The organism is Kitasatospora sp. NPDC057692, assembly GCF_042799475.1.
GTDB lineage: Bacteria > Actinomycetota > Actinomycetes > Streptomycetales > Streptomycetaceae > Kitasatospora.
On the sequence record NZ_JBHVIV010000021.1, the window covers coordinates 70,345 to 93,263 of the forward strand.

At 68.7% G+C, this 22,919-nt stretch carries 18 protein-coding genes and 1 tRNA gene; 11 read left to right on the forward strand and 8 right to left on the reverse strand.

The features are described 5' to 3' along the window. The first annotated feature begins 316 nt into the window (after window positions 1-316). On the forward strand, window positions 317-997 hold the full coding sequence (locus ACFVFS_RS14810) for an HAD family hydrolase (RefSeq protein ID WP_380623976.1): 681 nt from the start codon (window positions 317-319) through the stop codon (window positions 995-997). A gap of 491 nt (window positions 998-1,488) precedes the next feature. On the opposite strand, the gene ACFVFS_RS14815 is transcribed toward ACFVFS_RS14810, so the two are convergent. After that, window positions 1,489-1,569 (reverse strand) — tRNA-Tyr (locus tag ACFVFS_RS14815). A 216-nt stretch (window positions 1,570-1,785) separates the two neighbouring features. Here ACFVFS_RS14815 and ACFVFS_RS14820 point away from each other — a divergent pair. From ACFVFS_RS14820 to ACFVFS_RS14830, 3 genes are all read left to right on the forward strand, one after another. Then, on the forward strand, window positions 1,786-2,274 hold the full coding sequence (locus tag ACFVFS_RS14820) for a YajQ family cyclic di-GMP-binding protein (RefSeq protein ID WP_380623978.1): 489 nt from the start codon (window positions 1,786-1,788) through the stop codon (window positions 2,272-2,274). A gap of 701 nt (window positions 2,275-2,975) precedes the next feature. Next, the gene (locus ACFVFS_RS14825) at window positions 2,976-3,893 is read left to right on the forward strand and encodes a hypothetical protein (RefSeq protein ID WP_380623980.1); all 918 of its coding nucleotides are present in this window, start codon (window positions 2,976-2,978) and stop codon (window positions 3,891-3,893) included. Continuing rightward, window positions 3,881-8,614 (forward strand): caspase family protein, encoded by a 4,734-nt coding sequence (locus tag ACFVFS_RS14830; protein ID WP_380623982.1) that lies wholly within the window; start codon window positions 3,881-3,883, stop codon window positions 8,612-8,614. Before ACFVFS_RS14825 ends, ACFVFS_RS14830 begins: the two co-directional genes overlap by 13 nt. Window positions 8,615-8,825: 211 nt before the next feature. Here the strand turns inward: ACFVFS_RS14830 and ACFVFS_RS14835 are convergent, their stop codons facing one another. Together ACFVFS_RS14835 and ACFVFS_RS14840 are read right to left on the reverse strand one after the other, a co-directional pair. After that, window positions 8,826-9,071 (reverse strand): tyrosine-type recombinase/integrase, encoded by a 246-nt coding sequence (locus ACFVFS_RS14835; RefSeq protein WP_380623984.1) that lies wholly within the window; start codon window positions 9,069-9,071, stop codon window positions 8,826-8,828. Window positions 9,072-9,135: 64 nt separating this feature from the next. Beyond that, complete coding sequence (locus tag ACFVFS_RS14840) at window positions 9,136-10,161, reverse strand: tyrosine-type recombinase/integrase (protein WP_380623986.1); 1,026 nt, start codon at window positions 10,159-10,161, stop codon at window positions 9,136-9,138. A 693-nt stretch (window positions 10,162-10,854) separates the two neighbouring features. On the opposite strand from ACFVFS_RS14840, the gene ACFVFS_RS14845 reads away from it, so the two are divergent. Together ACFVFS_RS14845 and ACFVFS_RS14850 are read left to right on the forward strand one after the other, a co-directional pair. Beyond that, complete coding sequence (locus ACFVFS_RS14845) at window positions 10,855-10,977, forward strand: helix-turn-helix transcriptional regulator (RefSeq protein ID WP_380623989.1); 123 nt, start codon at window positions 10,855-10,857, stop codon at window positions 10,975-10,977. A 110-nt stretch (window positions 10,978-11,087) separates the two neighbouring features. After that, window positions 11,088-12,293 (forward strand): DUF3631 domain-containing protein, encoded by a 1,206-nt coding sequence (locus ACFVFS_RS14850; protein WP_380623991.1) that lies wholly within the window; start codon window positions 11,088-11,090, stop codon window positions 12,291-12,293. A gap of 828 nt (window positions 12,294-13,121) precedes the next feature. Here the strand turns inward: ACFVFS_RS14850 and ACFVFS_RS14855 are convergent. Next, window positions 13,122-13,400, reverse strand: coding sequence for a hypothetical protein (locus tag ACFVFS_RS14855; RefSeq protein WP_380623992.1), 279 nt, complete (start codon window positions 13,398-13,400; stop codon window positions 13,122-13,124). Between the two features lie 12 nt (window positions 13,401-13,412). Between ACFVFS_RS14855 and mobC the strand changes: the two genes are divergently transcribed. The 4 genes from mobC to ACFVFS_RS14875 all read left to right on the forward strand — a co-directional run bounded on the left by mobC (window position 13,413) and on the right by ACFVFS_RS14875 (window position 16,459). Next, window positions 13,413-13,700 (forward strand): plasmid mobilization relaxosome protein MobC, encoded by a 288-nt coding sequence (mobC, locus tag ACFVFS_RS14860; protein ID WP_380623994.1) that lies wholly within the window; start codon window positions 13,413-13,415, stop codon window positions 13,698-13,700. Beyond that, window positions 13,697-15,415, forward strand: a complete 1,719-nt coding sequence (locus ACFVFS_RS14865) for a relaxase/mobilization nuclease domain-containing protein (RefSeq protein WP_380623997.1) — start codon at window positions 13,697-13,699, stop codon at window positions 15,413-15,415. The genes mobC and ACFVFS_RS14865 overlap by 4 nt, the downstream gene beginning before the upstream one ends. A gap of 200 nt (window positions 15,416-15,615) precedes the next feature. Then, on the forward strand, window positions 15,616-15,999 hold the full coding sequence (locus tag ACFVFS_RS14870) for a hypothetical protein (protein WP_380623999.1): 384 nt from the start codon (window positions 15,616-15,618) through the stop codon (window positions 15,997-15,999). 130 nt (window positions 16,000-16,129) lie between these two features. After that, window positions 16,130-16,459: a hypothetical protein gene (locus ACFVFS_RS14875; RefSeq protein WP_380624000.1), complete on the forward strand. Its 330-nt coding sequence runs from the start codon at window positions 16,130-16,132 to the stop codon at window positions 16,457-16,459. 137 nt (window positions 16,460-16,596) lie between these two features. Here ACFVFS_RS14875 and ACFVFS_RS14880 read toward each other — a convergent pair whose 3' ends face one another. The 3 genes from ACFVFS_RS14880 to ACFVFS_RS14890 form a co-directional block, all read right to left on the reverse strand. Then, window positions 16,597-17,802 carry a Shedu anti-phage system protein SduA domain-containing protein gene (locus ACFVFS_RS14880; protein WP_380624002.1) on the reverse strand — a complete coding sequence of 402 codons (1,206 nt, stop codon included), beginning with the start codon at window positions 17,800-17,802 and terminating at the stop codon, window positions 16,597-16,599. 134 nt (window positions 17,803-17,936) lie between these two features. Beyond that, window positions 17,937-19,115, reverse strand: coding sequence for a helix-turn-helix domain-containing protein (locus tag ACFVFS_RS14885; protein ID WP_380624005.1), 1,179 nt, complete (start codon window positions 19,113-19,115; stop codon window positions 17,937-17,939). After that, window positions 19,102-19,923 carry a hypothetical protein gene (locus ACFVFS_RS14890; RefSeq protein ID WP_380624007.1) on the reverse strand — a complete coding sequence of 274 codons (822 nt, stop codon included), beginning with the start codon at window positions 19,921-19,923 and terminating at the stop codon, window positions 19,102-19,104. The genes ACFVFS_RS14885 and ACFVFS_RS14890 overlap by 14 nt, the downstream gene beginning before the upstream one ends. Window positions 19,924-20,316: 393 nt before the next feature. Here ACFVFS_RS14890 and ACFVFS_RS14895 point away from each other — a divergent pair, with 393 nt between their 5' ends. Beyond that, complete coding sequence (locus tag ACFVFS_RS14895; protein ID WP_380624009.1) at window positions 20,317-21,279, forward strand: hypothetical protein; 963 nt, start codon at window positions 20,317-20,319, stop codon at window positions 21,277-21,279. 31 nt (window positions 21,280-21,310) lie between these two features. Here the strand turns inward: ACFVFS_RS14895 and ACFVFS_RS14900 are convergent, their stop codons facing one another. Next, complete coding sequence (locus tag ACFVFS_RS14900) at window positions 21,311-22,657, reverse strand: transcriptional regulator (RefSeq protein WP_380624011.1); 1,347 nt, start codon at window positions 22,655-22,657, stop codon at window positions 21,311-21,313. Window positions 22,658-22,919: the final 262 nt, after the last annotated feature.

Genomic DNA, 22,919 nt, shown 5'->3' on the forward strand with positions numbered 1-22,919 from the left:
ATCCTGCGGCGGGACCCGGCCCCACCCGGCGGCCCCTACGCGTTCCTGACGCGCCGTCGCCCGCTCTTGACGGGCCCTTGACGGCCGCGGGGGCGACTGGGCGGGGTGGGCGGACCGCTGTCCCGGCGGGCGCCGGTTGGGAAGACGATCAGCTCTTACGGAGGACTCCCGACGCGTGCGCGCACGACCGGGACTGCTCGGCGGCCAAGCTGAACGGCCCGACCCCACCCCTGCCCCACCACTGTGCTGCCTGACCCAGGTAATTGCAAGTCATTCGCAATAACGCCCACCCCTCGCCATCCACTACCCTCCGCACATGCTCAACTACCCTCCGGCGCCCGCCTCCCCCCTCCTCCTCATCGACCTGGACCACACCCTGGTCGAACGCGACGGCGACGCCGACGCCTGGGCCCCCGCCTTCTGCGCCGCCCACGACCTGCCCGCCGAGGCCGCCCCCGTCGTCCGCACCCTCTTCCGCGCCGACCGCTCCCCCACCGGCTTCGGCCGCATCGGCGCCCGCTTCCGCCTCCCCCACTCGGGCGCCACCCTCTGGGAGGAGCACGTCACCCACGAGGCCGGCCGCACCCACCTGATCCCCGGCGTCCCCGAAGCCCTCGCCGCCCTCCGCGCGGCCGGCTGGACCATCGCCGTCGTCACCAACGGCCGCGCCGACATCCAGCGCGCCAAACTCGCCCGCACCGGCCTGCTTCCCGCCGTCGACGCGGTCTGCGTCTCCGAAGAGGCCGGCGTCCGCAAACCCGACCCCGCGATCTTCCACCTCGCCGCCGCCCGCCTCGGCCGCACCCTCGCCCCCACCGACTGGATGGTCGGCAACAACCCCGACACCGACCTCTGCGGCGCCCACGCCACCGGCATCCGCTCCATCTGGATCACCCCCACCCCGGCCCCGCCCCTCCCCCCGTCCCACCCCACCCCCACCCACACCGCCCCCGACACCCCCACCGCCGCCACCCTCCTCCTCGCCCTCCCCCAATGACCCCCGGGGCGCCGAAGGACCCCCGATCCACACCTCCGTGAATCGGGGCCATCCACCCCACGACCGGCACAGCCTGCGCGACAACTCCCCGGACCGCCGACCAGGCGCGTCCCGACCCGCGGACCCCTGATCACGGCCCGGACCCGGTCCGGATCACGCTCTCGGCACTCCCGACCAACCCGCCTCCGCACGTACCCGAAGGGCCGGGTCCGGGCAGCATCCCCGCTGCCCGGACCCGGCCCTTCGGCACTTCTGACAACGCCTCGACAGACAGGCTCCCGACACCAAGGTCGAACCGGCCTGCGGGTGACGGGCGCCGAGCAACTCGATCAGCGCCGAGCCACCGGACAGCCCGCCACGGCCGAGCCACTCATCCCGAACTCCCCCGGAGCGGCATTCGCAAGCGGCCGCGGCGGTACCGCGGGTGCTCGAATAGACAAAACAGCCCCTGACATGCGTTTCCGCATGTCAGGGGCTGTTTCTCTATCCTGTGGCTGGTGCAGGGTTCGAACCTGCGTAGCTTGCGCGACAGATTTACAGTCTGCTCCCTTTGGCCGCTCGGGCAACCAGCCAGGATTTTCGTCTTCCGGGGTCTCGCCCCGTTCGACTGGGTAAACCTTACCTGATGCCGGGGGGTGGTTCGCCACCCGGTTCGGTGGGGCGCGATCGGCGGGTGTGGCGCGGCTGTCCTGGGCGGCGGCGGGGGCCGGCTGGATAGGCTGGGGCGGCGGGCGCCCAGTGCGGCGGGCCGTGTCAGTGCAGCCAGAGCATCAAGGAGACCAACACCCATGGCCGACTCCAGTTTCGACATCGTCTCGAAGGTCGAGTGGCAGGAGGTCGACAACGCGATCAACCAGACCTCCCGCGAGATCGCCACGCGCTTCGACTTCAAGAACGTCGGCGCCGACATCAAGCGCTCCGGCGAGACGATCGAGATGAAGGCCAACGGCGAGGAGCGCGCCAAGGCCATCCTGGACGTGCTGCAGAGCAAGTTCATCAAGCGCGGTCTGTCACTGAAGGCGCTGGACGCCAAGGACCCGCAGCTGTCCGGCAAGGAGTACAAGATCTTCGCGGACGTGAAGGAGGGCATCTCCCAGGACGATGCCAAGAAGATCGCGAAGATCATCCGGGACGAGGGCCCGAAGGGCGTGAAGGCCCAGGTCCAGGGCGACGAGCTCCGGGTCAGCTCGAAGAGCCGTGACGACCTGCAGACCGTCCAGGCCCTGCTCAAGGGCAAGGACCTGGACTTCGCGATCCAGTTCGTGAACTACCGCTAGCAAACCCCGCTGACCTGCGGAAACGCTAGCTTTCCGGCCCGGGAGGGCACATCGAGGGCACAATGCGGAAGACAGCCTCGATCGCAGCCCTCGTTGTGTCCTCCTCGTCCGGCCACAGGTGCGTGTAGGTGTTGAGCGTGATCGACGGCTTGGCGTGGCCGAGACGCTTCTACACCGTCTTGACGCTCTCGCGGTGCTTGATCAGCACCGAGGCGTAGAAGTGCCGAAGGTCGTGCATCGTCACGTCGTCCGGCACGTGCCACAGAACGCGTGCCCCGCCTTACGGCCGCACCGTTTCTCCCACGTCTTGAGGGCATCCTCGCACCGCTTCGCGGGGGCCTTCAGAGGCGACAAGAGCCTCCTCGTTCAGCAGCGAGGCCAGGAAGGTAACCGGCAGGTCGGCCAGGCGGTCGTCGGCTCGACTGGAGCTGCATCCCGCAATGACGGCGATCGCCCTGCCGACCAGCATCTCCGCTCAACGGTGCAAGTTGGCACGGCGACTGTACGGCGACCAGGCAAAACGCGGACTCGGAGAGCACACCAGTCTCCAGTGCCAGACGGATGACGATCACCAGCCCAGTTTCGTTGACACCCACCTCGGGCACCGCCAAGCATCTGCGCTATTGGAGAACTGGTCCGGCTGGGCCGAATTCGCCCGTCAAGGTGGCTAGGCTGACGGGCATCCACGGGAGGGGCGGGCAGTGACCGAGGTCGTATTCATACACGGCATCAGTAAGCAATACCTCAGCGAGGACTCGTTGGCCCGGGATGTGGTGCCGGAGTTGCTGGGAGGCGTGCGGCTGGCCGGCGGCCCGGTGCCTGCCAGTAATGACGTAGGCGTCGCCTTCTACGGCGACGTGTTCCGCCTTAGCGGTACCCGCAGCGGCCACTACCCCCGTTACGATGCCGCCGACGTCGAGAGCGAGGAGGAGTTCGCGCTCCTCATGACATGGTGGGCGGAAGCAGCCCGCACCGACTCCGGAGTACCCGGCCCCGACGAGGCAGGTGGGCGCGGTGCCGCCGGGTGGGCGGCCACACGGGCGTTGCGGCTGCGAGCAGTGCGGGCGGCACTTGACGCCCTCACAGGAGCGCGGTATCTGCGGGGTGTCCTCGATCAGGCACTCATCGCCGATCTGAAGCAGCTGACCGGCTACTTCACCGATCCGTCTGTGCGGAGCACGGCGCGGGAGCGGCTGGCCGCCCGGATCACACCGCAGACCCGCGTGGTCGTCGCGCACTCGCTCGGCTCGGTCGTCGCCTACGAGACCCTCTGCGACGAGCGGTTCAACGCTGGATGGGACATCCACGCCCTGGTCACACTCGGCTCACCGCTCGGCATGGGCGCGCTCGTCCTCGATCGGCTGCAGCCCGCGCCAAAGGATCGTCAGGCACGGTGGCCCGTACCACTCCGCTCCTGGACCAACATCGCGGACGCCACTGACATCGTCGCCGCCGTCCGCGACCTCCGCCCGCACTTCGGCCCCCGCGTCACTGATTTGACCGTCCACAACGGCGTCCACATGCACGACGCCACGCGGTACCTCACGGCCGTAGAGACCGGTCGGGCCATCGCCGCAGGACTCGTCCGGGCAGACGGGGACGGCCCATGCGCTACCTAATCGCCGCTGGCACCCGCCACTACCCTCGGCACCCGGGCCTCGCGGAGCTGCCCCAGGCACACGAGGACGTCGACCGCATTGTGCAGTTCCTCACCTCGGCAGAGATGGGGTATAGCCGGGTGCTGGAGGCACACTCCGAGGACCCCACCGCAGCGGACTTCGAGGACGCGCTCTCCTCATGGTGCCTTGAGGCAGAGCTCACTGCCGATGACGTGATCACCGTTTACTACGCCGGGCACGGCGACGAACCGACGCCGGGTGGTCGCTACCGCCTGGCCTGTACCGGCAGCCGGGAGGGACATGCCCGCTCATGGCTGTCGCTGGACAACCTCACCGAGGCCCTCGCGGCATCGCCGGTGCGCCACGTCCTCTTCATCATCGACGCGTGCCATGCCGAGGTGGGCGCCGCCGAAATCGGGACCGTGGCCAACGGCATCGTCGCGGCTCGACCGCGCTCCGACGCCTACGGCTCCGGCACGTGGGTGCTGGCCTCCGCCCGGCACCGCGACGTCGCGATGGACGGCGCGTTCGTCACGCGTCTGGTGGCCGCCTGCGAGCGGGGCGACGGTCCGTCCCAGCGCTTCCTCTCCCCTGCAACAGTGACCGACCGCGTCAACCGCGTCTTCATGGCAGATGGGTACCGGCAGCGCGCCGCTTGCTCCTCGACGGACCAGGCAGAACAACCGCCCTTCTTCGCCAACCCCGGGTTCGACCCGAGCGCGGAAATAGTGCCGGACGGACCACCCTCCCGCGAGGCGTCGGACCTCAGCTCGCACTTCGAGCCCCGGGGACGCGGCGTGGAGCAGGTCTACGACTCCGGTTCCTACTTCACGGGGCGGGGCCGCGCCCTCACCACCCTGCGCGACCACCTCGCCAGCACCGGCGATCACGGCGTCATGGCCGTCACAGCGGCACCAGGCTCCGGGAAGTCGGCAGTGCTGGGACGGGTGGTCCTGGATGGGCACTCGGACGTTTCAATCAACGCCCGCCACCAGGTGCTGGGAGACCTGGTCGGCCGCTTGGCTGCAGCCTCCGACCTGCGTGTCTCCGACCCGACGGCACTGCTTAAGGCGCTGGCCGGCCGCAGCAGGCCGCTCCGGATCGTGATCGACTCCCTCGATGAAGCTGGCCCGGCCGACGACAAGATGGAAGCCCGACACATCGCATGGGAGCTGCTACGCCCCCTCGCCGCGGTTCCCTGCGTGCGGCTGGTCGTCGGCACCCGGCGGGAACTTGTCCCGTACATCGGCGACCAAGTGCCGGTGATTGACCTGGACAGCCCAGAGTACGCAGCCGACACCAGCACGGTGGAGTACGTGGAGCGCATCCTGACCGACCAGGGATCCCCTTACCAGGGAAATTCGGGCAGCGCCCGGGCGATCGCCGAAGAGGTCGCCCGCCGGGCTGGCCACTGCTTCCTGGTCGCCCGCATGGTGGCGAGCGCGCTGCTCCGCGCCGAGCCGATGGACACCAGCGTGCCAGGCTGGGCGGAATCCCTCCCCTCAGACGTAGGCGGTGCGTTTGAGGAGTACCTACGGCGATTGCCGAACGATCGGCGCGAGGCATCCACCTGGCTGCTGACCGCCCTGGCATTCGGTGAAGGGCACGGGCTGCCTCGCAAGGTCTGGCTCCCGGTGGCCCGGCGACTGTCCGGACTGCCGTTGCGGGAGGCGGACATCGACACGCTGCTGGAGGAAAACGGCTCTTATCTCTCGATCGTCGAGATCGCCGGTGCCAAGCATTTCCGTCTATATCACCAGGAGTTGACGGACCACCTGCGGCAGCGCGTGCTGCGGCACTGGGACCTGCGGGACGTCGCCGAGCGCTTCGTAGACGCCTTGCTCGATCTGACGCCAAATCGCGCTTGGTCCCGCGCCTACCCTTACGTTCGCAGCCAACTGGCCACGCACGCGGCAGCAGCAGGCATGATCGAACGCTTCGTCGCGGACCCATCGTTCATCCTGGCAGCCGAGCCAGCAGGGTTGCTGCGGGCAGTGCGCCATGTGAAGAGCAGTCCGAAGCTGGCCATGGTCGTGGAGCGCTTTGTGGATGTGAAGGACGACGCAGCGCTCCAACAGATCGACCAAGCCGCACGATTGGCGTTCGTCGCCGAGTCACATGGGACTCCCGAGCTTGCTCGGCGAGCGGAGGAACTGTCAAGCTCCATACGACGCGTGCGGATCGAGTCCCGCCCGGTGACACCGCACCGCATCGTCGGCCGGCACGAGGATTTGTCGTACTCCACCACGTCGTTCGACGGTGGTTGGCTGGTCCAGGATGCCAAGCTGCCGAGCGGCGACAGGTTGGCACTGGCGTTCCGTCGGACCAAACACGTGGGCAAGTCGGCCCGTTCCTCGAACGTCCATCTGTGGGCCCTCGACGACCCGGCTAACTCAACCGTCCTTCCCCATTCAGCCACTGTGGTCGATATGGCCGTTCTGCGGGCCAACCAGGGGAATCCCCTTGCTGTGACGCTTGACGATGCGGGGGATCTTCGCGTCTGGGACTTGGCGGACCACACACTCGTCCGGCATCTTCCACGTACGAGATACCGGGCGATTCTCAACACAGGAAAGCTGACAGATGGCACCCCAGTAGTGGTGTGCAGGGACGAACGGCGAGTCGTTGTCCACGATCCTCTGGCGGAACCTATGTTCGAGGTGGACTATGTCGCGCCGACAAATCTTGCCGTCGAACGCGGGGTAACCGCCCGGCTGGTCCACCTCGGTTTCGACGAGCCAGCTTTGATTGTGTGCGATGGAGTCCGAGGAACGGTCACCCGCTGGATGCTGGATGGCACGTACTCCTTGCTCCTGGAGGGGTTGGATAAGCCAACACTGCTCGGCGAAACGCTTCAGGGGGAAGGCGCCGCAACTGCCGTGGTCTGGGAGGGCGACTACTCGCGCGGGCAACCTCGGCGGCTGTTCCTGCTCGACTGCGGCTCCGGGAAGGCCACCGTCTCACAACATGATCCCCACGGCTGGCCCCAGGGTGGGTTCGTATCACTAGGCGGGTCGGACAGCCTCTACGTCACGGCCGCACGTTGGGGGAAAATCCAGATCCAGTCGACAATCACGGGATACTCAGACACCGTCAAGCCAAAGGTTCGTACAGACTTCTTCGTTCCATTCTCGACTTCGCTGCACGGACGTATCTTGGCTGTCGTCGGCGAACTCGTCGGAGGGATTCAGATTCTGGACTGCGGCACTGGCTCCCCCGCCAGCACCCCGATGGTCGGGCATGAGGGGGCGATACAGGCCATCCATCTTCTGGGCTCCGCCGAGTCGGGGAGCGCGGATGTCCTCACCGTAGGAAATGACGGGACGGCTCGGCTATGGCACTGGACATATACCGAGGAAACCTGGCATCCGAATCAGAAATCGTCGGAGAGCGAGGAGTACTCCAGCTTCGCCAGATCCCATACGCAGTCGATCCACGGATGGAGGGCACGCCCGGATGTCGTCGTCGCCAGTTCCTGGGGTGACCTCCGCCTTCTGGATGCCACCGTGCTGGACTGCGCTGGAACCGAACGCAAGAAGATATCCGCGCGTACACTTCTGAGCGTCCACAATGCGCTGGAGACGTGGGTAGAGGATCCCGATGGCGCGGTGCACTATCTGGTCAAGTCCGAGGAGATCGTCGACACAGCCTCAGAGTCACTAACAAAAGCAAGTTTCATTTGGCATCGGATCACAACCGCCGCGACTGTGGACCGCGCAGAACTAAGCGACCTCACCATGGTTCCTTGGGATGTGGACTGCCACCTACTGCCTGCTTCGGCCCTCCATTCACATGCTCGTGTCGTCGGCTACTGCCCGCTAAACGGCAGGCTTCACGCGGTCGCGTCGTACGGTGCCAAGACCGAGACCACACCAAGCTGGTGGCAGGTCGACCCGGAAGGCGAAATGGTCTACTCCACTGCCTTCACTGCGCACACGGGGCATGCCATCTTGATGGTCGCGGTGCGCCAGGCAGCCATCCGTGGGGACCACACGATCTCCAATCACTTCATCACTAATGACCAGCCAGGCAAGGACAGCCCTAGCCGGGGTTTCCTGTGGGACGCCACCACGCGACAGCCCCTGCGACACGCCCCCCTCGAGCTCCCTGCGCAGCTCACGGCGCTGGCACCCCATCACGCCACAGAGGGGACCCGTTATGTCGCCATGGCGTGCCGCAACGGGCAGGCCGCTGTGCTCGACCTGGACACAGAACGAACCCGCGCGATCCATCTGCCACACTCGGATCGCAGCGAGCGAAGGCTCAGCACGCATCGCCAGCTGGCCGACGGCCACAGCCATTTCCTGCGCTGGGTCGATACCTCCGGTGACAGCCCCGTCCTCCTCTACATGGACGCTGCCGAGACCGATGACTCCACAATCCTCCCCGTGACCATCTGGGACTCCGCAGCCCCCGATGCCCATCACCGCACCCTTGCGGTCCGAGCCCGCCGCCTCCTCTGGACCGGGCCATCGCCCAATGGGCAAGCCTTGGTTGCCGTCAGCGATGAGCACGGGGTCGCCCTCTGCCATCTCCCTAGCGGGGAGCGGGTGTGGGCCACGCCGGCGCCCGCGTTCGTGACCTCGCTGACCGCGCTGCCTGGTAGCCAGACCCTGGATCTCGCCGTGGGAACGCAGCAGGGTGTAGTCCTGCTGCGGCCACGATTGTCCGCCGCCTGGGAGCAACGACTGGGGGTGCGCTCAGTCGGCACAGCTGGGTGATCTACGCCGTCCAGCATCTCCTCAGCCGGAGCTGCCGGGTGGCTGGTCCCAGTTGCTCGGTCGTCGGACCTGCACGGGCACCGTCCGCCACTGGTGAATCCGAGCCAGTAGTGGGACCACACCAGAGATCTTGGTTGCGCCCTGGAGGCTATCCGCCAAAGGCGGCATCAAATACGACTGATCAACTAATCGACCTCCAGAGGGCCTCGTCTCAGCTGACTTGACCCGAGGTCTTCGCGGCCTGCAAGCACATCGAAGGCACAGCGCCGAAGACGTTTTCGATCGCAGCCCTCGTTGTGTCCTCCTCGTCCGGCCACAGGTGCGTGTAGGTGTTGAGCGTGATCGAGGGCTTGGCGTGGCCGAGCCGCTTCTGCACCGTCTTGACGCTCTCTCGGTGCTTGATCAGCGCCGAGGCGTAGAAGTGCCGGAGGTCGTGCATCGTCGCGTCGTCCGGCACCTGGCGGAGCGTCGGCTCCGCACCATCCGGCCGGCTGCGGCGCTCCCAGCTCTTGAACGCAACCTCATGCTGCTTCAGGAGGGCCTTGTCGGCGACCCGCCCGAGGTTCTCCCAGACCGACGACCAGGCCGCGGCGGCGGATCGCCTCGCCGCGCTCGTTGGTGAACACGAGCAGCGCCTTCCGGCGCTTCCACTTGGAAGGGCGGGGGTCGCTGCGGTCCTCGATGCCCACCCGGCGAGCCGGGTACTTCTCCAGGTGTGCCGCCAGCGCGTCCATCGCCGACTTGGCCACCGGAACCGTCCGGTAGCTCTCGTGGGTCTTGGGCGGTGCGAGGTAGGGCTCGCCCTGGTCCGGACTGATCACCTGCTGCGTGACCTTGATCGTGCCGCGCTTGAAGTCGATCTGCCCAAGCTCAAGCCCGAAGAGCTCGCCCTGCCGCAGCCCAGAAGCCGCCGCCAGGAGCAGTAGCGCCCGGTACCAGCCGGGGGCGGCGTCGACCAGGGCCACCACGACCTCGATGGCGAGCGGGACGATCTCCTTGCGCGGCGGAGGCGGCAGCTTCACCCCCTTCGTCGGGTTGAACGGGATCTGGCGGTCGAGTTCCGCGACGCGGAAGATCGCGGTCACGTAGCTGTAGTGAACCCGCAAGGTCGAGGGCGCCAGGACCTTCGAGCGGTCCTTGACCCACGCCTGGATGTCTGAGGTCTTGAAGCCCGCAATGGCCCGGTCGCCGAGGATCGGGTAGATGTGCAGGCGAAGCGCCCTATCCACGCGCTCAGAGGTGCTCGATCCGTGGACCGCGCCCTCACGCCAGCGCTCGCCGACCTCTCGGAACGTCTCCTTGCCAAGAGTGGGGTCGATGTAGGTGCCGCGGTTGAGATCATTGTCGATCCGGGAGGCCTCCGCGTCGGCTTCGGCCCGCTTGGTGTAGTTGAGCTTGCGCGGCGTGCCGTCGGGGTCGCGGTAGCGGACCTGCCAGCGCTTGCCCTTGCCGTGCTCGGCCGTGGGGTACTTGCCCTTGTGCTCGCGGCAGGGCTTGTCGGTCGGGCGGGGGTAGGTCTTGTGCCAGGTGTCGTAGACGGTCGCCATTCGGCTCCTTGGGTTGGGGGCATGCGGAGGCGCGGCCTGTGGCCGGCGGTGAGGTGGAAGTGGTGGCGCGCGGATGGCGGCGCCGGTGAACCGCGAATGCAGACGCTCGCGGAAGCGCCCCTCGGGACGGGTGTTGGATGTTTATCGACCGAAAGCCATTTGTCAAATGCGAGATTCCCAGAGGGGCGCTTGGGTGCCTATTCGTGCTCGATAGTGCCAGATAGTCCCGAGCCCACCGGCGCCCGTGTGCGCTCATCGTCGCTCAGGAGCGCTCGCGACGTTCACTCACGGACACGGTGCGCTCTGAACTGGCCAGTCGCCCAGGCAGAGGTCACCCCGCAGTAGGACGATCAAGATCTTTTGCGGGATTTTCCCGAACTCCTTGCACGTCAGATATTGCGGGCCTTACGTTCGTTAATGCCACTCAGCGAGGTCGCGCCACTTCACTTCGCGACGGGCTGGCCAACCGCCCAACCCTGAGCCTTTTTAGGCTCCGAGCCGGGTTGCGTGGAGACTTTCTCTCCCCTGCGCAGAGCGATCCCCTTTCCGGGGCTCTTCGGCGCGCCCGCACTTCCTTATCCCCTGCCTGCTGGAGACCTCTTGCCCACGACCTTCCGTGCCACCACCCCCGATCGCCGCCCGCTGGCCACTGCAAAGGAGCTCGCCGCGTACCTCGGAGTCCCGCTTGGGACCGTGTACGCATGGCGACACCGCAGCCAGGGCCCCGTGGCGATCAAGGTCGGCCGGCACCTGCGCTACCGCTGGGCGGAGGTGGAAGCCTGGCTGGACGGCCAGAGCGCCGGCCAGGCCGCCTGACCCAACCGCGCCTCACCGCCGGATCCCGCTCCCCTTCTCGTTCCTGCCCCCTACCGGCGGTACGTGGCACCCCGCCGCGTGCCGCGATCTGGAGTCTCACCATCACCTCTATGTCCCACCCTCTTGCCGCCGACGCCGCCGGGGAGATGCCGGCCGCAGACGGCTCCGCGACGGACGCTCTTCGGACCATCGACACGGCGCCGGACACGTCCGAGTCGCCGGGCACCGCTCTACTGGCCGAACTGCGTGACCACATCCGCCGGTACGCGGTCCTGCCCTCGGCGGAGGCGCTCGACGCGGTCACGCTGTGGGTCGCCGCGACGCACCTGCAGGCGGCGTGGCACCACGCGCCGCGTCTGGCGATCGTGGCTCCGGCCCGGCGGTGCGGAAAGTCCCGCCTGCTCGACATCCTGGTCGAGACCGTCCACGATCCGCTGATCACGGTCAACACCAGCGCGGCGGCGATCTACCGTTCGATCAGCGACCGGCCCAGGACCCTGCTGGTCGACGAGGTCGACACCATCTTCGGCAACCCCCGCACGGCCGAGATGAACGAGGGCCTGCGCGGCCTGCTGAACGCCGGTCACCAGCGCAACCGGCCCGTCACCCGGTCGGTCGGCAACGACCACCAGGCCCGCGAGTTCGACACCTTCGCCATGGCCGCCCTCGCGGGGATCGGCGACCTGCCCGACACGATCATGGACCGGTCGGTCGTGATCCGCATGCGCCGTCGTGCCGACGGCGAGGTCGTCGCGCCGCTGCGCGATCGCCGCGACGGTGTCCTGCTGCGGGAGACCCGCGCCAAGCTCGCCCTGTGGGCTTCCCTCGTGCGGGAGAAAGCCGAGGCCCTGCATCCGGACATGCCGGTCGAGGACCGCGCCGCCGACACCTGGGAACCCCTGGTGGCCGTCGCCGACCTCGCCGGCGGCTCGTGGCCGGGCCGCGCCCGCCTGGCGTGCGTGCGCATGGTCGCGGCCGAGGAGGAGATCGAGGAGGACAGCTGCGGCGGCGCGCGGATCCTCGCCGACATCCGCCGGATCTTCTTCACCCACGGCGACACGGACACCTTGCCCACCACGGCGATCCTCGCGGCACTCAACGACGACCCCGAGGCGCCGTGGGCCGAGCACGGACGCGGTGGCCTCACGGCCCGCGCGCTGGCCGGGCTGCTCAAGGACTACCGGATCTCCTCGGCCAATATCCGTCTGCCCGACGGCACCCAGCGCAAGGGCTACACCTTCAACAAGTTCGCTGACTCCTGGCGCCGTTACTGCCCCAAGGTCCACCCGCTCCCCCAGCGCGCCCAGGCCGGCTGACCCCGACCCCCAGGTGCGGTAGATGCCGTCACCGACGTCGCATCCGCTCTCCCACACACCCACCACCGGGACGGCGGACTTCCGGGAGCCGTGACACAACCTGCGGACCACAAGTCGGCCGACCGGACCGGACCGATGCGGCGCTGTACCGGACCAAGACAGTAGCGGGACGGAGCGCCACCCCACACGGGCCAGTCGCGACAACGGACTTCGGCATGCGAGACGGATGAGACGGACCGCGGCGCTCAACCCGGCCGGACCGAGCGGTCCGCCGCCCACAGGCTTGCGGACGGCTCGGACCGGACCGGTGTCCGGCATCCCGTCCAAACGCACGGTCCGGAAGCTGCCGGACCATCTCCTGTGCAGGCCAGGGCCAGCGGACCGTCGGTCCATCCGGTCCGCCTGCGTGGACCAGCGCGGCGGTCCGGTCCGGACGGACCGCTGGACCGGCGGACCGAGATCTGCCGACCATCCGCTCACGGACCGCGCCAGCGGACCGAACCGACCGGAACGCGATCTGTCGAACTCGCGAACCGAAATCCGCCCATCGACCGAGCGGACCGGACCGGTGGACCGGTCCGTTCACAGACCGGACCGAACCGTCCACCTCGCGGTCCGTCCGCGCCTCACCCGTATGACCGATCCGCCCGAAGATCCAGGAGATACTCCCTGGCCGACCACCAGCATGACCCCGAGGAAGCCCACGACTCATACGCCGGTCTGGACACGCTTCTCAACTCGCCCACGCTTACTCGTGATCTGCAGCGGGCGTTCGGCCTGGACGCCCCTGGCGGAGCCAGTAGTACCCCGAGTCCGACTCGCGGCCGGTCACGGGGAAGCTCCGCCCCAGGGGTAGCGGAGCAGGCCCGGCGCGAGGGCGCACCGGGCCAGGGGTTCGAGGCCGAGGGCAGCCCCGAACCGGACGAACTCCTCGCCGTCCAGAAGACGATCCTCACCGACCACCGCCGGCACGACAGCGCCGTCGAAGCTCGCGGAGCCGAGCCGCGGAACCGCCGCTTCGAGGGCGTCAAGCGCGAGGAACGCGTCGGCCCGCTGCGGTTCAAGCCCGACGAGCACGCCAGGCTGCAAGCGGCTGCCCTCGCCCACGGCTACAACGGCGTGTCCGGCTTCGCCGCCGACATCGTCATGGCGTTCATCGACGGCCGGTTCTTCATCGACCTCCCTCTCGCCGAGGAACGGCGGGCCACCCACCACTTCCGCTCGGTCTTCCTGCGCAAGCACGACCGCCTGGGCAACAACCTCAACCAGATCGCCCGCGCCGACAACGGCGGCTACGACCGACCGGACCACAGCCCCCGGACCATCGACCAACTGCTCCGCCTCCAGACCGAGATCGCCCACGCCTTCCGCCCGTCCCCCACCCAGGAGATCCCGACCCGCCCGTGATCGCCGCCATCAAGGACCCCGGCTCCAACACCCGCGGCCTGCTCGCCTACCTCTACGGCCCCGGGCGCCACGACGAACACCACGACCCGCACATCGTCGCCGGCTTCGCGATGCTCGCCATGCCCGACCCCGGCCGCGACGAGCAGGCGACCCTCACCCAGCTCGCCCGCTACCTCGACGAGCCCGTCCACCTGCGCAACAGCGAAGTCGGCCTCAAGCTCACCAACCACGTCTGGCACTGCCCCGTCCGCGCCGCCCCCGAGGACCGCTACCTCTCCGACACCGAGTGGGCCGACATCGCCCACCGCATCGTGCAAACCGCCGGCATCGCCCCCGCCGGCGACGACCTCGCCTGCCGCTGGATCGCCGTACGCCACGCCGACGACCACATCCACATCGTCGCCACCACCGTCCGCGAGGACGGCCGCCGCCCCAAACTCCACGGCAGCGGACGCCGCGTCGCCACGGCCTGCCGCCAGATCGAGAAGGACTACGGCCTGCGCCAACTCAAGCCCGGCGACGGCACCGCCGCCAAACGCCCCACCCAGGCCGAGATGCACAAGGCCCAGCGCCTCGGCTGGAACCGGACCAGCCGCACCTGGCTCGAAGACCGCATCCGCGACGCCATCCCCCACGCCGCCGACATCGAGGAGTTCCTCGCCTACCTCCAAGCCGACGGCGTCGAGGTCAACATCCGCCGACTGCCCTCCGGCGACCTGAAGGGCTACTCCGTCGCCCGGCCCGGCGACCTCAAGGCCGACGGCACACCCAACTACCTCTCCGGCAGCAAGATCGCCCCCGACCTCTCCCTGCCCAAGCTCCAAGCACTCCTCTCCACCAGCACCCCGGAGGAACACCCCACCGCCCGCCGCTACCGCCACAGCACCAGCTGGCAGCGCACCACCGACACCCTCGACACCCTCCACCTCGCCGAAACCGACGGAGACACCGGGGCCGACGCCCTCGCGCAGGCCCAGATCACCGCCCTCGGCGACATCATCAACGCCACCGCCCAGGCCGCACCCCACGAGCTGCGCGCCAAACTACGAGCCGCCACCCGTACGTACGCCCGCGCCCAACGCTCCCAGGTGCGCGCCGACCACCAGGCCGCCGCCGACCTGCGACGGGCCGCCCGCGACATCCTCCAGGCCGCCGACGGACCCGGCGGCAGCACCCTCGCCGCACTGATCGCCGCCCTCGTCTGGGCGGCGGTCCTCGCCGGCCGCTGGCACCAGGCCCGAGGCCACCACCAGCAGGCCCAGGCCTCCCAGCTCGCCGTCCAGCACCTCCAGGCCGCCTACGACCAGGCCGCCGCCGAACACCTCGCCGACCTCGCCCACCGCCAGCCCGCCCAGGAGACGATCAACGACCTCGCCCACGACCTGCGCGCCGCCGTCCCCGACCACGCCGCACGCATCCTCACCGACCCCACTTGGCCCGCCCTCGCCACCGCCCTCGCCGACGCCGAAGCCGCCGGCCACCAACCCCGCCAACTCCTCACCGAGGCAGCCGCCCGCCGCGAACTCGCCACGGCTCGCCAGCCCGCCAAGGTCCTCCTCGGCCGCATCCAGCACACCAGCCGCAACCCCAAACCCAACCGCGCCGCCGACGCCGCCCGCCTCCGCACCACCAGGCTCGCCACGCCCGTACGGGACGCGGCCCAGCCCACTCCACCGCACCACCTCGGCACCAACCAGCGGCGCCACAAGCGGTGAACCCCTAAGGACAGCTGAGTCAGATCATCAACCAGTCGCACCTATCCGGCTGACGCCGCCCGTCCTTGAAGGACAGCCCAGGCGGCGGCCCCAGGATCAGCCGAATGCGCTCCGTCCGGCCTTCCAAGGCCCGATCGCGCGCGCACCACCGACCTCAGCACCCGCCACCACACACCCATCTCCCATTCTCAGGAAGTCTCTTGACCCAGCACACCATCCGCCCCAACGTCGTCGACCTGCTGCACACGGCGGACTACTCGCAGTACCGCAGCACCAACACTCTGCTCCACCAGGGCGGACGTCCCTTCACCATGGAAGAACGCGCCCTCGCCGATAGCGCCACCCGGGCAGAACTCGAGGCAAGCCTCGAACTGCACAGCCAGGAGGTGGAAGCCGCGCGCGAGCTCGACGACGCCACCCAGGCCATCGTCGCCCTCCTGCTCCGGTACTTCGCCAAGCTCCCGGCCGGCAGCGTGTCCGGCGAGGCCGTCGCCATCATGACCAGTCACGATCGCGCCGAATACGAGCGCCTGCTCGGCATCGTCGCCCCCGACGACGGGTTCTTCATCCCCACCAAGGACTGATGCACATCCGCCACCCTGGCCGGGCAACCGCCCGGCCAGGGTGACGGTTTGATGTCTTCTCCCGTGCTCGGGGAGCATGTCAACCCGCCCGGCGTCGTGTGGTACTTGCAACCGACACGAAGGGCACCGCGTGATCAACCCCGCCAACGCCAGCCACAACCCCCACCAGCACCCCGCCACCCTCGCAGTCCCCCACCCCGGCCCCCTCAACCCCCGCGACATCACCATCACCTGTGCCAGGTGCGGCGCTGCCCGCGACTGGCTGCTGATCCACGTCCAGCCCAACCTGGTCTTCGTGCGATGCCGTTGCGCCCACGAGTGGCACGAGCACGACCTGGAAGCCGCCGATGTCGCCGCCGCCCGGAACGATGCGGCGGATGAACGCGAGTGGGATTCGTTCGAGCAGATGTACCGGGGCCTTGGCTTCGACGGGCTCTTCCGGCACACCTACCTCAGCTAACAAGCGGTATTGCAACGGATGCAACAGCAGCAGCCGCTGTCGACATGCCTCGCTCACGTTCATCCGAAGGGCAGCTCAGGTTCGCCGGGACGCCCTTCGGGTCCGTGAAGCCGGAAAGGTGGATGTGGCGGCCAATTTCAAGCGAGCCGAAGACGCTGGTCGGGGGCGTCTCGGCGCAGGGGGTCGGGGGACTCGTTGATGCGCATCAGCCAGTCGTAGGTACGTACATGGATGTTTGAGCGCCGGGCATGGAGTTCCCGGATCTCTGCAGCCGCGTCGTCAAAGGTCTCGCGGGCCATGATGATCAAGCCGGGGACCTCGGCCGTAATACCAGGCAGCCCCAGCCCGTCGGCGTCACGCGCGGAGCGGGCGTAGTGCAGGTTGGTGGACAGCCATCTACGCCAGTCCTCGATCTGGTCGACCGCGTGCCGCAAGGTGGCCGTCGCCCGCTTGTTGCCAGGGTTGGTCAGCCGGCTGACCGGGCTCTCCAGTTCGACAAGCGTCCACCGAACTCCGAGCGATGTCTGACCGGCGATCATGAAGTCGGCCATGTAGTGGTTCCCAAGCTGGACCTGGGGCCGGACCCAGGTGTCGTGGTTGCCCACCACGGTACCGGCCAGCAACGCCGGGTGCTTCTCCAGGAGCCGCTGCATCGCGGCCTCGTCGTCGGCTGTCTCAAGTGCGTCGCGCAGCGCCTCGACCGCCGCCGGGGGCGCTGGAAAGTTGATCCGCCAGCGGTCCAGCTGCGCCTCCTCGGCCCGGGTGATCCGGGTCGGATTGCTCTGGATCGCCGCAGCGTATTCGCGGGCCAGGCGGAGCTGATCGAGATAGCCGTCCTCGCCGGGTCGGGTAATACGGATGGCCCGGTGCGGGGCGGTGCCGAGCCCGTGGCCGCCCCGAAAGTGCAGCCGACCGTTGGCACCGACTGATGAAATCTCGCCGTACAGATCCGGGCCGCTGCGCCGGTCGCGGGCGGTAACAACGTCATCGACCGCAGGCTCCAGTCGGCGCAGGGCGGCGGCGGACTCGCGGTCACGGGCGACGCGCAACCAGGCGTTGAGCACCTCCCGGCACCCGAGCTCGTCCATGTCGGGAACCGCAAGGTCGGTGCGGGCCGCGAGATCGAGGAGGACCTCGTACTCGTCGTCGCCAAAGTCCCCGGCGAGCGCAAGCCCCAGAGGAGTCCGTAGCCGGACGCGCAGCTCGGCGGCGGCGACCGGCGCGGGCGTGGACTGCCCCAGCGCGATGCCCAGGGCCCGGGCGACGGTGATCTGCTCGTCCGTCGGCGCCGAGCACTTACGTTCGAGGCCTTCGGCCACAACCTGCCACCTGAGCTCCGACACTATCCCTCCTTGTGAAACGATGCGCGCTCACGGTAGCCATCCTTGGCGACATAGTGTTGTGGTTCCTCAAGCGAACAGCCGGTAGGAAGACCAGCATTGAGCCGATCCCCTACCGGCCAGCCACGGCTCTGATATCAAGCGTGATTACTGATCAGGCGAAGCACTGGGCGCTCATTCCGCACTCCCAGCAGCTCACACACACGCTCCGGCTTCCAAGCGAGCTCACGGGCGAGCTTCTCGACCGTGAGGCCATCCTCCTCGGCCGCAAGTTCGAAGGCCTGGCGCAGGAGGGCAGGCTGTTCGCCCGAGAAGCCGTTGACCGACTCGGACGCGAACCCCGGCTGCCCTTCGAGCGCACGCAAGCGCTGGTAGGCGCGACTGGTCGTCGCATCCGAGGTCAGTCCGAGTTCGCGGCAGCGGTAGATCAACGAGTGTATGGAGACGCCCCAGGTGCGCCGCAGTTCGGCCAGGCGTGCGAGGTCCATGCGGCGAGGAAGGAGCGGCAGGATGCTGGACTGCGGGGTGAGGAACTCGGCCGCGAAGGCGTCAGCTTCCTTCTCCTGCCGGCTGTCCCCGGTGGCGTCACCGTGAAGCACCAGATGGCCCAACTCGTGTGCGGCGGTGAAGCGGTGCCGGTAGACGTCATCAGCACGATTGGACGTCAGGACCGCGAGGGGCCGGGCAGTCCGGGAGGAGAATGCGTCGACAGTTGTGGCCGACGTGTCGCCCGCCGGCGGCGTGACGACGATGATGCCGTGGGACTCCATCCGCCTCACGAGATGGGTGACCGGACCGTCGCCCAGGCCCCAACGGCGCCGCAGCTCCCGTGCCGCCGCCGCAGGCTCCGCCGGTAGCTCTTCGCCGGGGTGGACCTCTCCTCCGGCGAAGCCGGGCAGGTCCACGACCGGCAGTTGCACCCTCAGTTCCAGGGCGTAGGTCAGTTCCCAGACCTGCTCAGCGAAGGCCAGCGCTCGCTCGCGTTGGGCCTTCGGGGTGCTGCGAAGGCTCCGGAAGTGGGCCATCGAGGCATCGAGGCGGCTGCTCGGTCGGCCGGCCAAGAAGAACGAGAGCGGCACGCTGAGGATGTCCGCAAGGCCAGGAACCAGCTCCGGTCTGGGCTTCGACACACCCGTCTCGTACTGGCCGACGGCGGCCGGTGTGACACCGAGCCGCTCGGCGACGTCCTTCTTGGTCATCTCCGCCAGTCGGCGGGCCTGGGTGAGCCGGGATGGATCGAAACCGTCGACGACGGCACGAGGGGTGATCCCACGTTCTTCCAGTCCCGGGATGAGGTCTTGCCTAGTTCGTCGCATCGTTTTCGTTGATCTGAGGCTTCGCTGGTTCCGCTTCGGTCAGTGGCGTCACGTTGATCGTTCGATCCACGTTCGAACGGGACGACAGGGTAAGAGTAGGCGTCTCGCCCTGGTCGAAGCCGGTGTGCTCCAGAATTGCGGGTCCAGACTGAGCCGGGATGGACGACAGCCGCTTTCCGTGGAAGGTGACGGCCTCCGGAAGCGGCAGCGCTTCCGGTCCGGCGACCCAATCCAACATGCCATCGGCGCCGTGAGCGGCGACGCCCCAGTGGGCCTCCAGCAGCTCCGAGGAGTTGCACGCGAAGGGCACCAGGACCAGACAGGTGTCCGGGGGCACGGTGGTGAGACCGCCGTGCAGTTCGACGGCTGGTTCCTCGGGCGGTGTGGCGAACTCGAAGTCGAAGGCGCCCTGGATGCTTGTTGGAGCCGTCGGGGCCGGGGCGAAGGTGAACAGTTCTCGGACCATCCCGGAGTTGCTGGGTACCCGTGCGGTCAGGATGTCGGACCGGGTCCTCGCGTAGAGGAACGGATAGATCAGCCCGCGTCCGACCAGCACCAGGTCGAATGGGAAGCGGTACGGCTTCACCGCCCTGGCCCCCGGCAACTCCCTGAGTTCCTCGTAGACCCGCTCGAACTGGCCGGACCAACGTGCAGACCCGAACGGGTGCTTCGTCCGGACGTCCGCCTGCTCCTGACCGGCCTGCGCATTGGCCTGCATGTTCCGGAGGGCCTGGCCCAAGCCGGTACGGACGGCGAGCACCTGCTCACCGAACAGCTCGGTCATCCAGGGAGAGAGCGGCACGTCCATGCGTCAGAGCTCCTTGAGGTCAGCACTTTCCATCGAAGCGCATCACAGCCAAGCGCACTTTAGTTGATGTCGGAGAACTTGCACAAGCGCTTCAGTAGGCAAGGTCACATGTGGTGTCGAGTGCGGCCCGCCCCCGGCGCTGGGTGTTCGCCGCAGTTGGCATGGCCGCCCGGCTGGACCGCAGCCGCTCACGGCAAGGCCCGGTGGCAGTTGCTGCCACCTATCGGTTGTCGAGCGATCGGTTTCGCCCGTCCCATGTGTGATCGTGGTCGCTCGCCGATCGCGTCGATCTTCGACCGGGGCGTGTGCTACGTTCCGTGATCCAACCGAAAACAGGCGACCCCGGCAGCGCGCCAACGCTCCGGGGTCCGGCAACAGGAGCCAGAACTCCCGATGCGTGTCCATCGTAGCGCCCACGTGCGCAATTTCACCGTGCTGCCCAACGCCGTCCTGCAGTACCGACGGCTCTCCTACACCGCCCGCGGCCTGCTCGCGGACCTCCTCTCCCGGCCCGACGGCTGGCGCGAGGACGGCCGGCACATGGCCGACACCAGCCCGCAGGGCCGGGGTGCGATCCGCAAGGCCCTGAAGGAGCTGGCGGAGGCGGGCTTCTACAGGGTCGAGAAGATCCGGATGCCGGACGGCACGATCGTCACCGAGACCCACGTCTACGACACCCCACAGCTCACGGTGCTGCCGGGTGTCACCCGTCCGGTCTCCGGTGAAGCGACTACCGGTAGTGCTGACGCCCTTGGGAAGGACCTGGTGAAAGAACCCTCCCACCCCGCCGAGCAGGTCGATGAGCCGGTCCTCGCCGACGAGCCGCAGGCGAGGATGGGAGGGCGGGAGGAAGGCTCCGAGGAAGAGGTCGAGGAACAGCCCGTGGCGGTGCCGGACGAGCAGGTCTGCGAGGCGGTCGCCACATTGTTCCGGGTGATCCGCCCCGAGCCGCGCCTGCGGCTCGGCCAGGCCGAAGCCGAGGAACTCGCGCCCCTCGTCGCGCAGTGGCTGGGGCGCGGCGCGACCCAGGCCGACCTTGCCCAGGCCCTGCTGCCGGGCCTGCCTGCCCCGATGCACTCGGCCGTCGCGGTGCTCCGCTACCGCCTGGAGCGCAAGATGCCGCCCGTCCAACCCGCTGTGCGGCCCGCAGCGATCCGGTACGCCGAGTGCTCCCAGTGCCACGATCCGGTGCCTCAACCGGGGATTTGCCGGGCGTGCGCAGGCCTCGGCGCGCGAACGGTCCCCGCCGGTGGGGACGAGGCGGCCACCCGCAGCGGGGCGGCGCGCGCCAGGGACGCCTTGCGCGCCGCCAGGACCGCTGGCCTGCACCTGGGCAGCCTGGCGGCAGCCCGGTAGTGCGGCACCAGCGTCACCGAGCTGGCAACCGTCACGCCGCCATTGCGGGCAGAGCGCGCAGGCGCTCACGGAACTCGGCGACGGCGGGCTCGGCCGCGTAGGGCTTGAGGTAGCCGTCGAACTTGGTGAGGCGGCTGACGGCGCGGACGGAGTGGACCTTGGTTTCGAGGAGGCCGAGGCCGCGGTTGGCGGCGTCGAGGGCGCCGTCGAGGTCCTTGCCGGCGAGGCGGGCGGTGGCGAGGCGGCCGGAGCGGACGGCCTGGTCGCGGGGGACGGCGTGGTCGATGGAGGAGGCGAGGGCGCTGGTGGCGCGCTCGACCTGGCCGACGCGGAGCATGACCTTGCCCTCGGTGGAGCTGAGCTGGGCGTCGCCGTACCAGGAGAGCCAGGTCGGAAGTTGGTCGCCGCCGTTCCTGGACCAGAGGTCGTGGGCGCGGTTGAGGGCGGAGCCGGCCTTATGGTGCTGGCCGTCGCGGGAGAGGCTCTCGGCGTGGTGGAGTTCGAGGTAGCTGCGGACGCCGGGCTGCATGGTCGAGGGGGTGTTGGCGAGGGCCGTCTCGACCTGCGCGACGCGCTCGGCAGGGTTGCCGGCGTCGGAGAGGTGGACGCCCATCTCGGCGAGCAGGAAGGCGCCGAGGGCGTCGTCGCCCACGGTCTTGGCGGCGCGCAGGGCGCCGAGGTAGTACTGCTGGCCGGCTGAACGCAGGCCGCTGTCGTAGGCCATCCAGCCGGCGATGTAGTTGACCTGGGCGGCCAGCCCGTACAGGCGGGCCTCGACGGCTTCGGTGTGGCGGGCCTGCTTGAGCAGGGTGGTGATGATCGCCAGGTCGCCGCGGGCCTGTTCGATGAGGCGGGCGCCGCCCATCTGGGCGTCCAGGGTCTGGAGGGTGGCGACGCGGGCTTCGAGGGTGTCGACCATGGAGTCGGTCACCTGGTCGCCGTTCAGGGCGGAGGCGAGGGCGGGCGAGGCTGAGGCCCAGCTCGCGGCGACGGTGGCCATGGCGGCCCCGGTGATGGTGAGAAAGCCCCGCCGATCCATATGACCACTCCTGACCAGTTCCACCAGTACGTCCACGGTACCGGTCTTCGTCCAGGGCGCCGTGATGCCGGTCACTTCCCAGACCGGGAGCCATCGCGGCCACGGATTGGCAACCAGGGAACGGGGATTGACGCCCAGGAGGTCGGCCAGGACGTACTGCGCGTCCGGCTCGGGCTCCTGGCCCTGCTCCCACTTCCAGACCAGCGTCCGGTTGGTCGCCAAGTGGATCTTCAGCGCGGCGCCGCGGTCGCGCATCATGCCCGCGAACTGGTTCTTTCCCCACCCGCGTACCTGCAGCAGGTAGGTGAGCGGGTGGACCGCCAGCATGCCTTCGCTCATCTCAACCCCCGGCTCTGTGGGCCCTGTTGGTGAGCGTAGTGCTACCCGCCGCAGCACGGGCGCTCTCGGAGAGAAACCCCCTGGAAACGTTCCGCAACACTCCGCCGCGCCGCGACGCTGGACCGGCCGTCGCCCGAAGAGAACGGAGGGGACCCAGCCATGGACGCAACCGCGAGCCCGCAGCGAAGTCGCCATCGTGGCGCGCACCGCGACCCGCTGGGGACGGCACTCGCCGTGGTGTGGGGGCTCGGCCACATCGTCA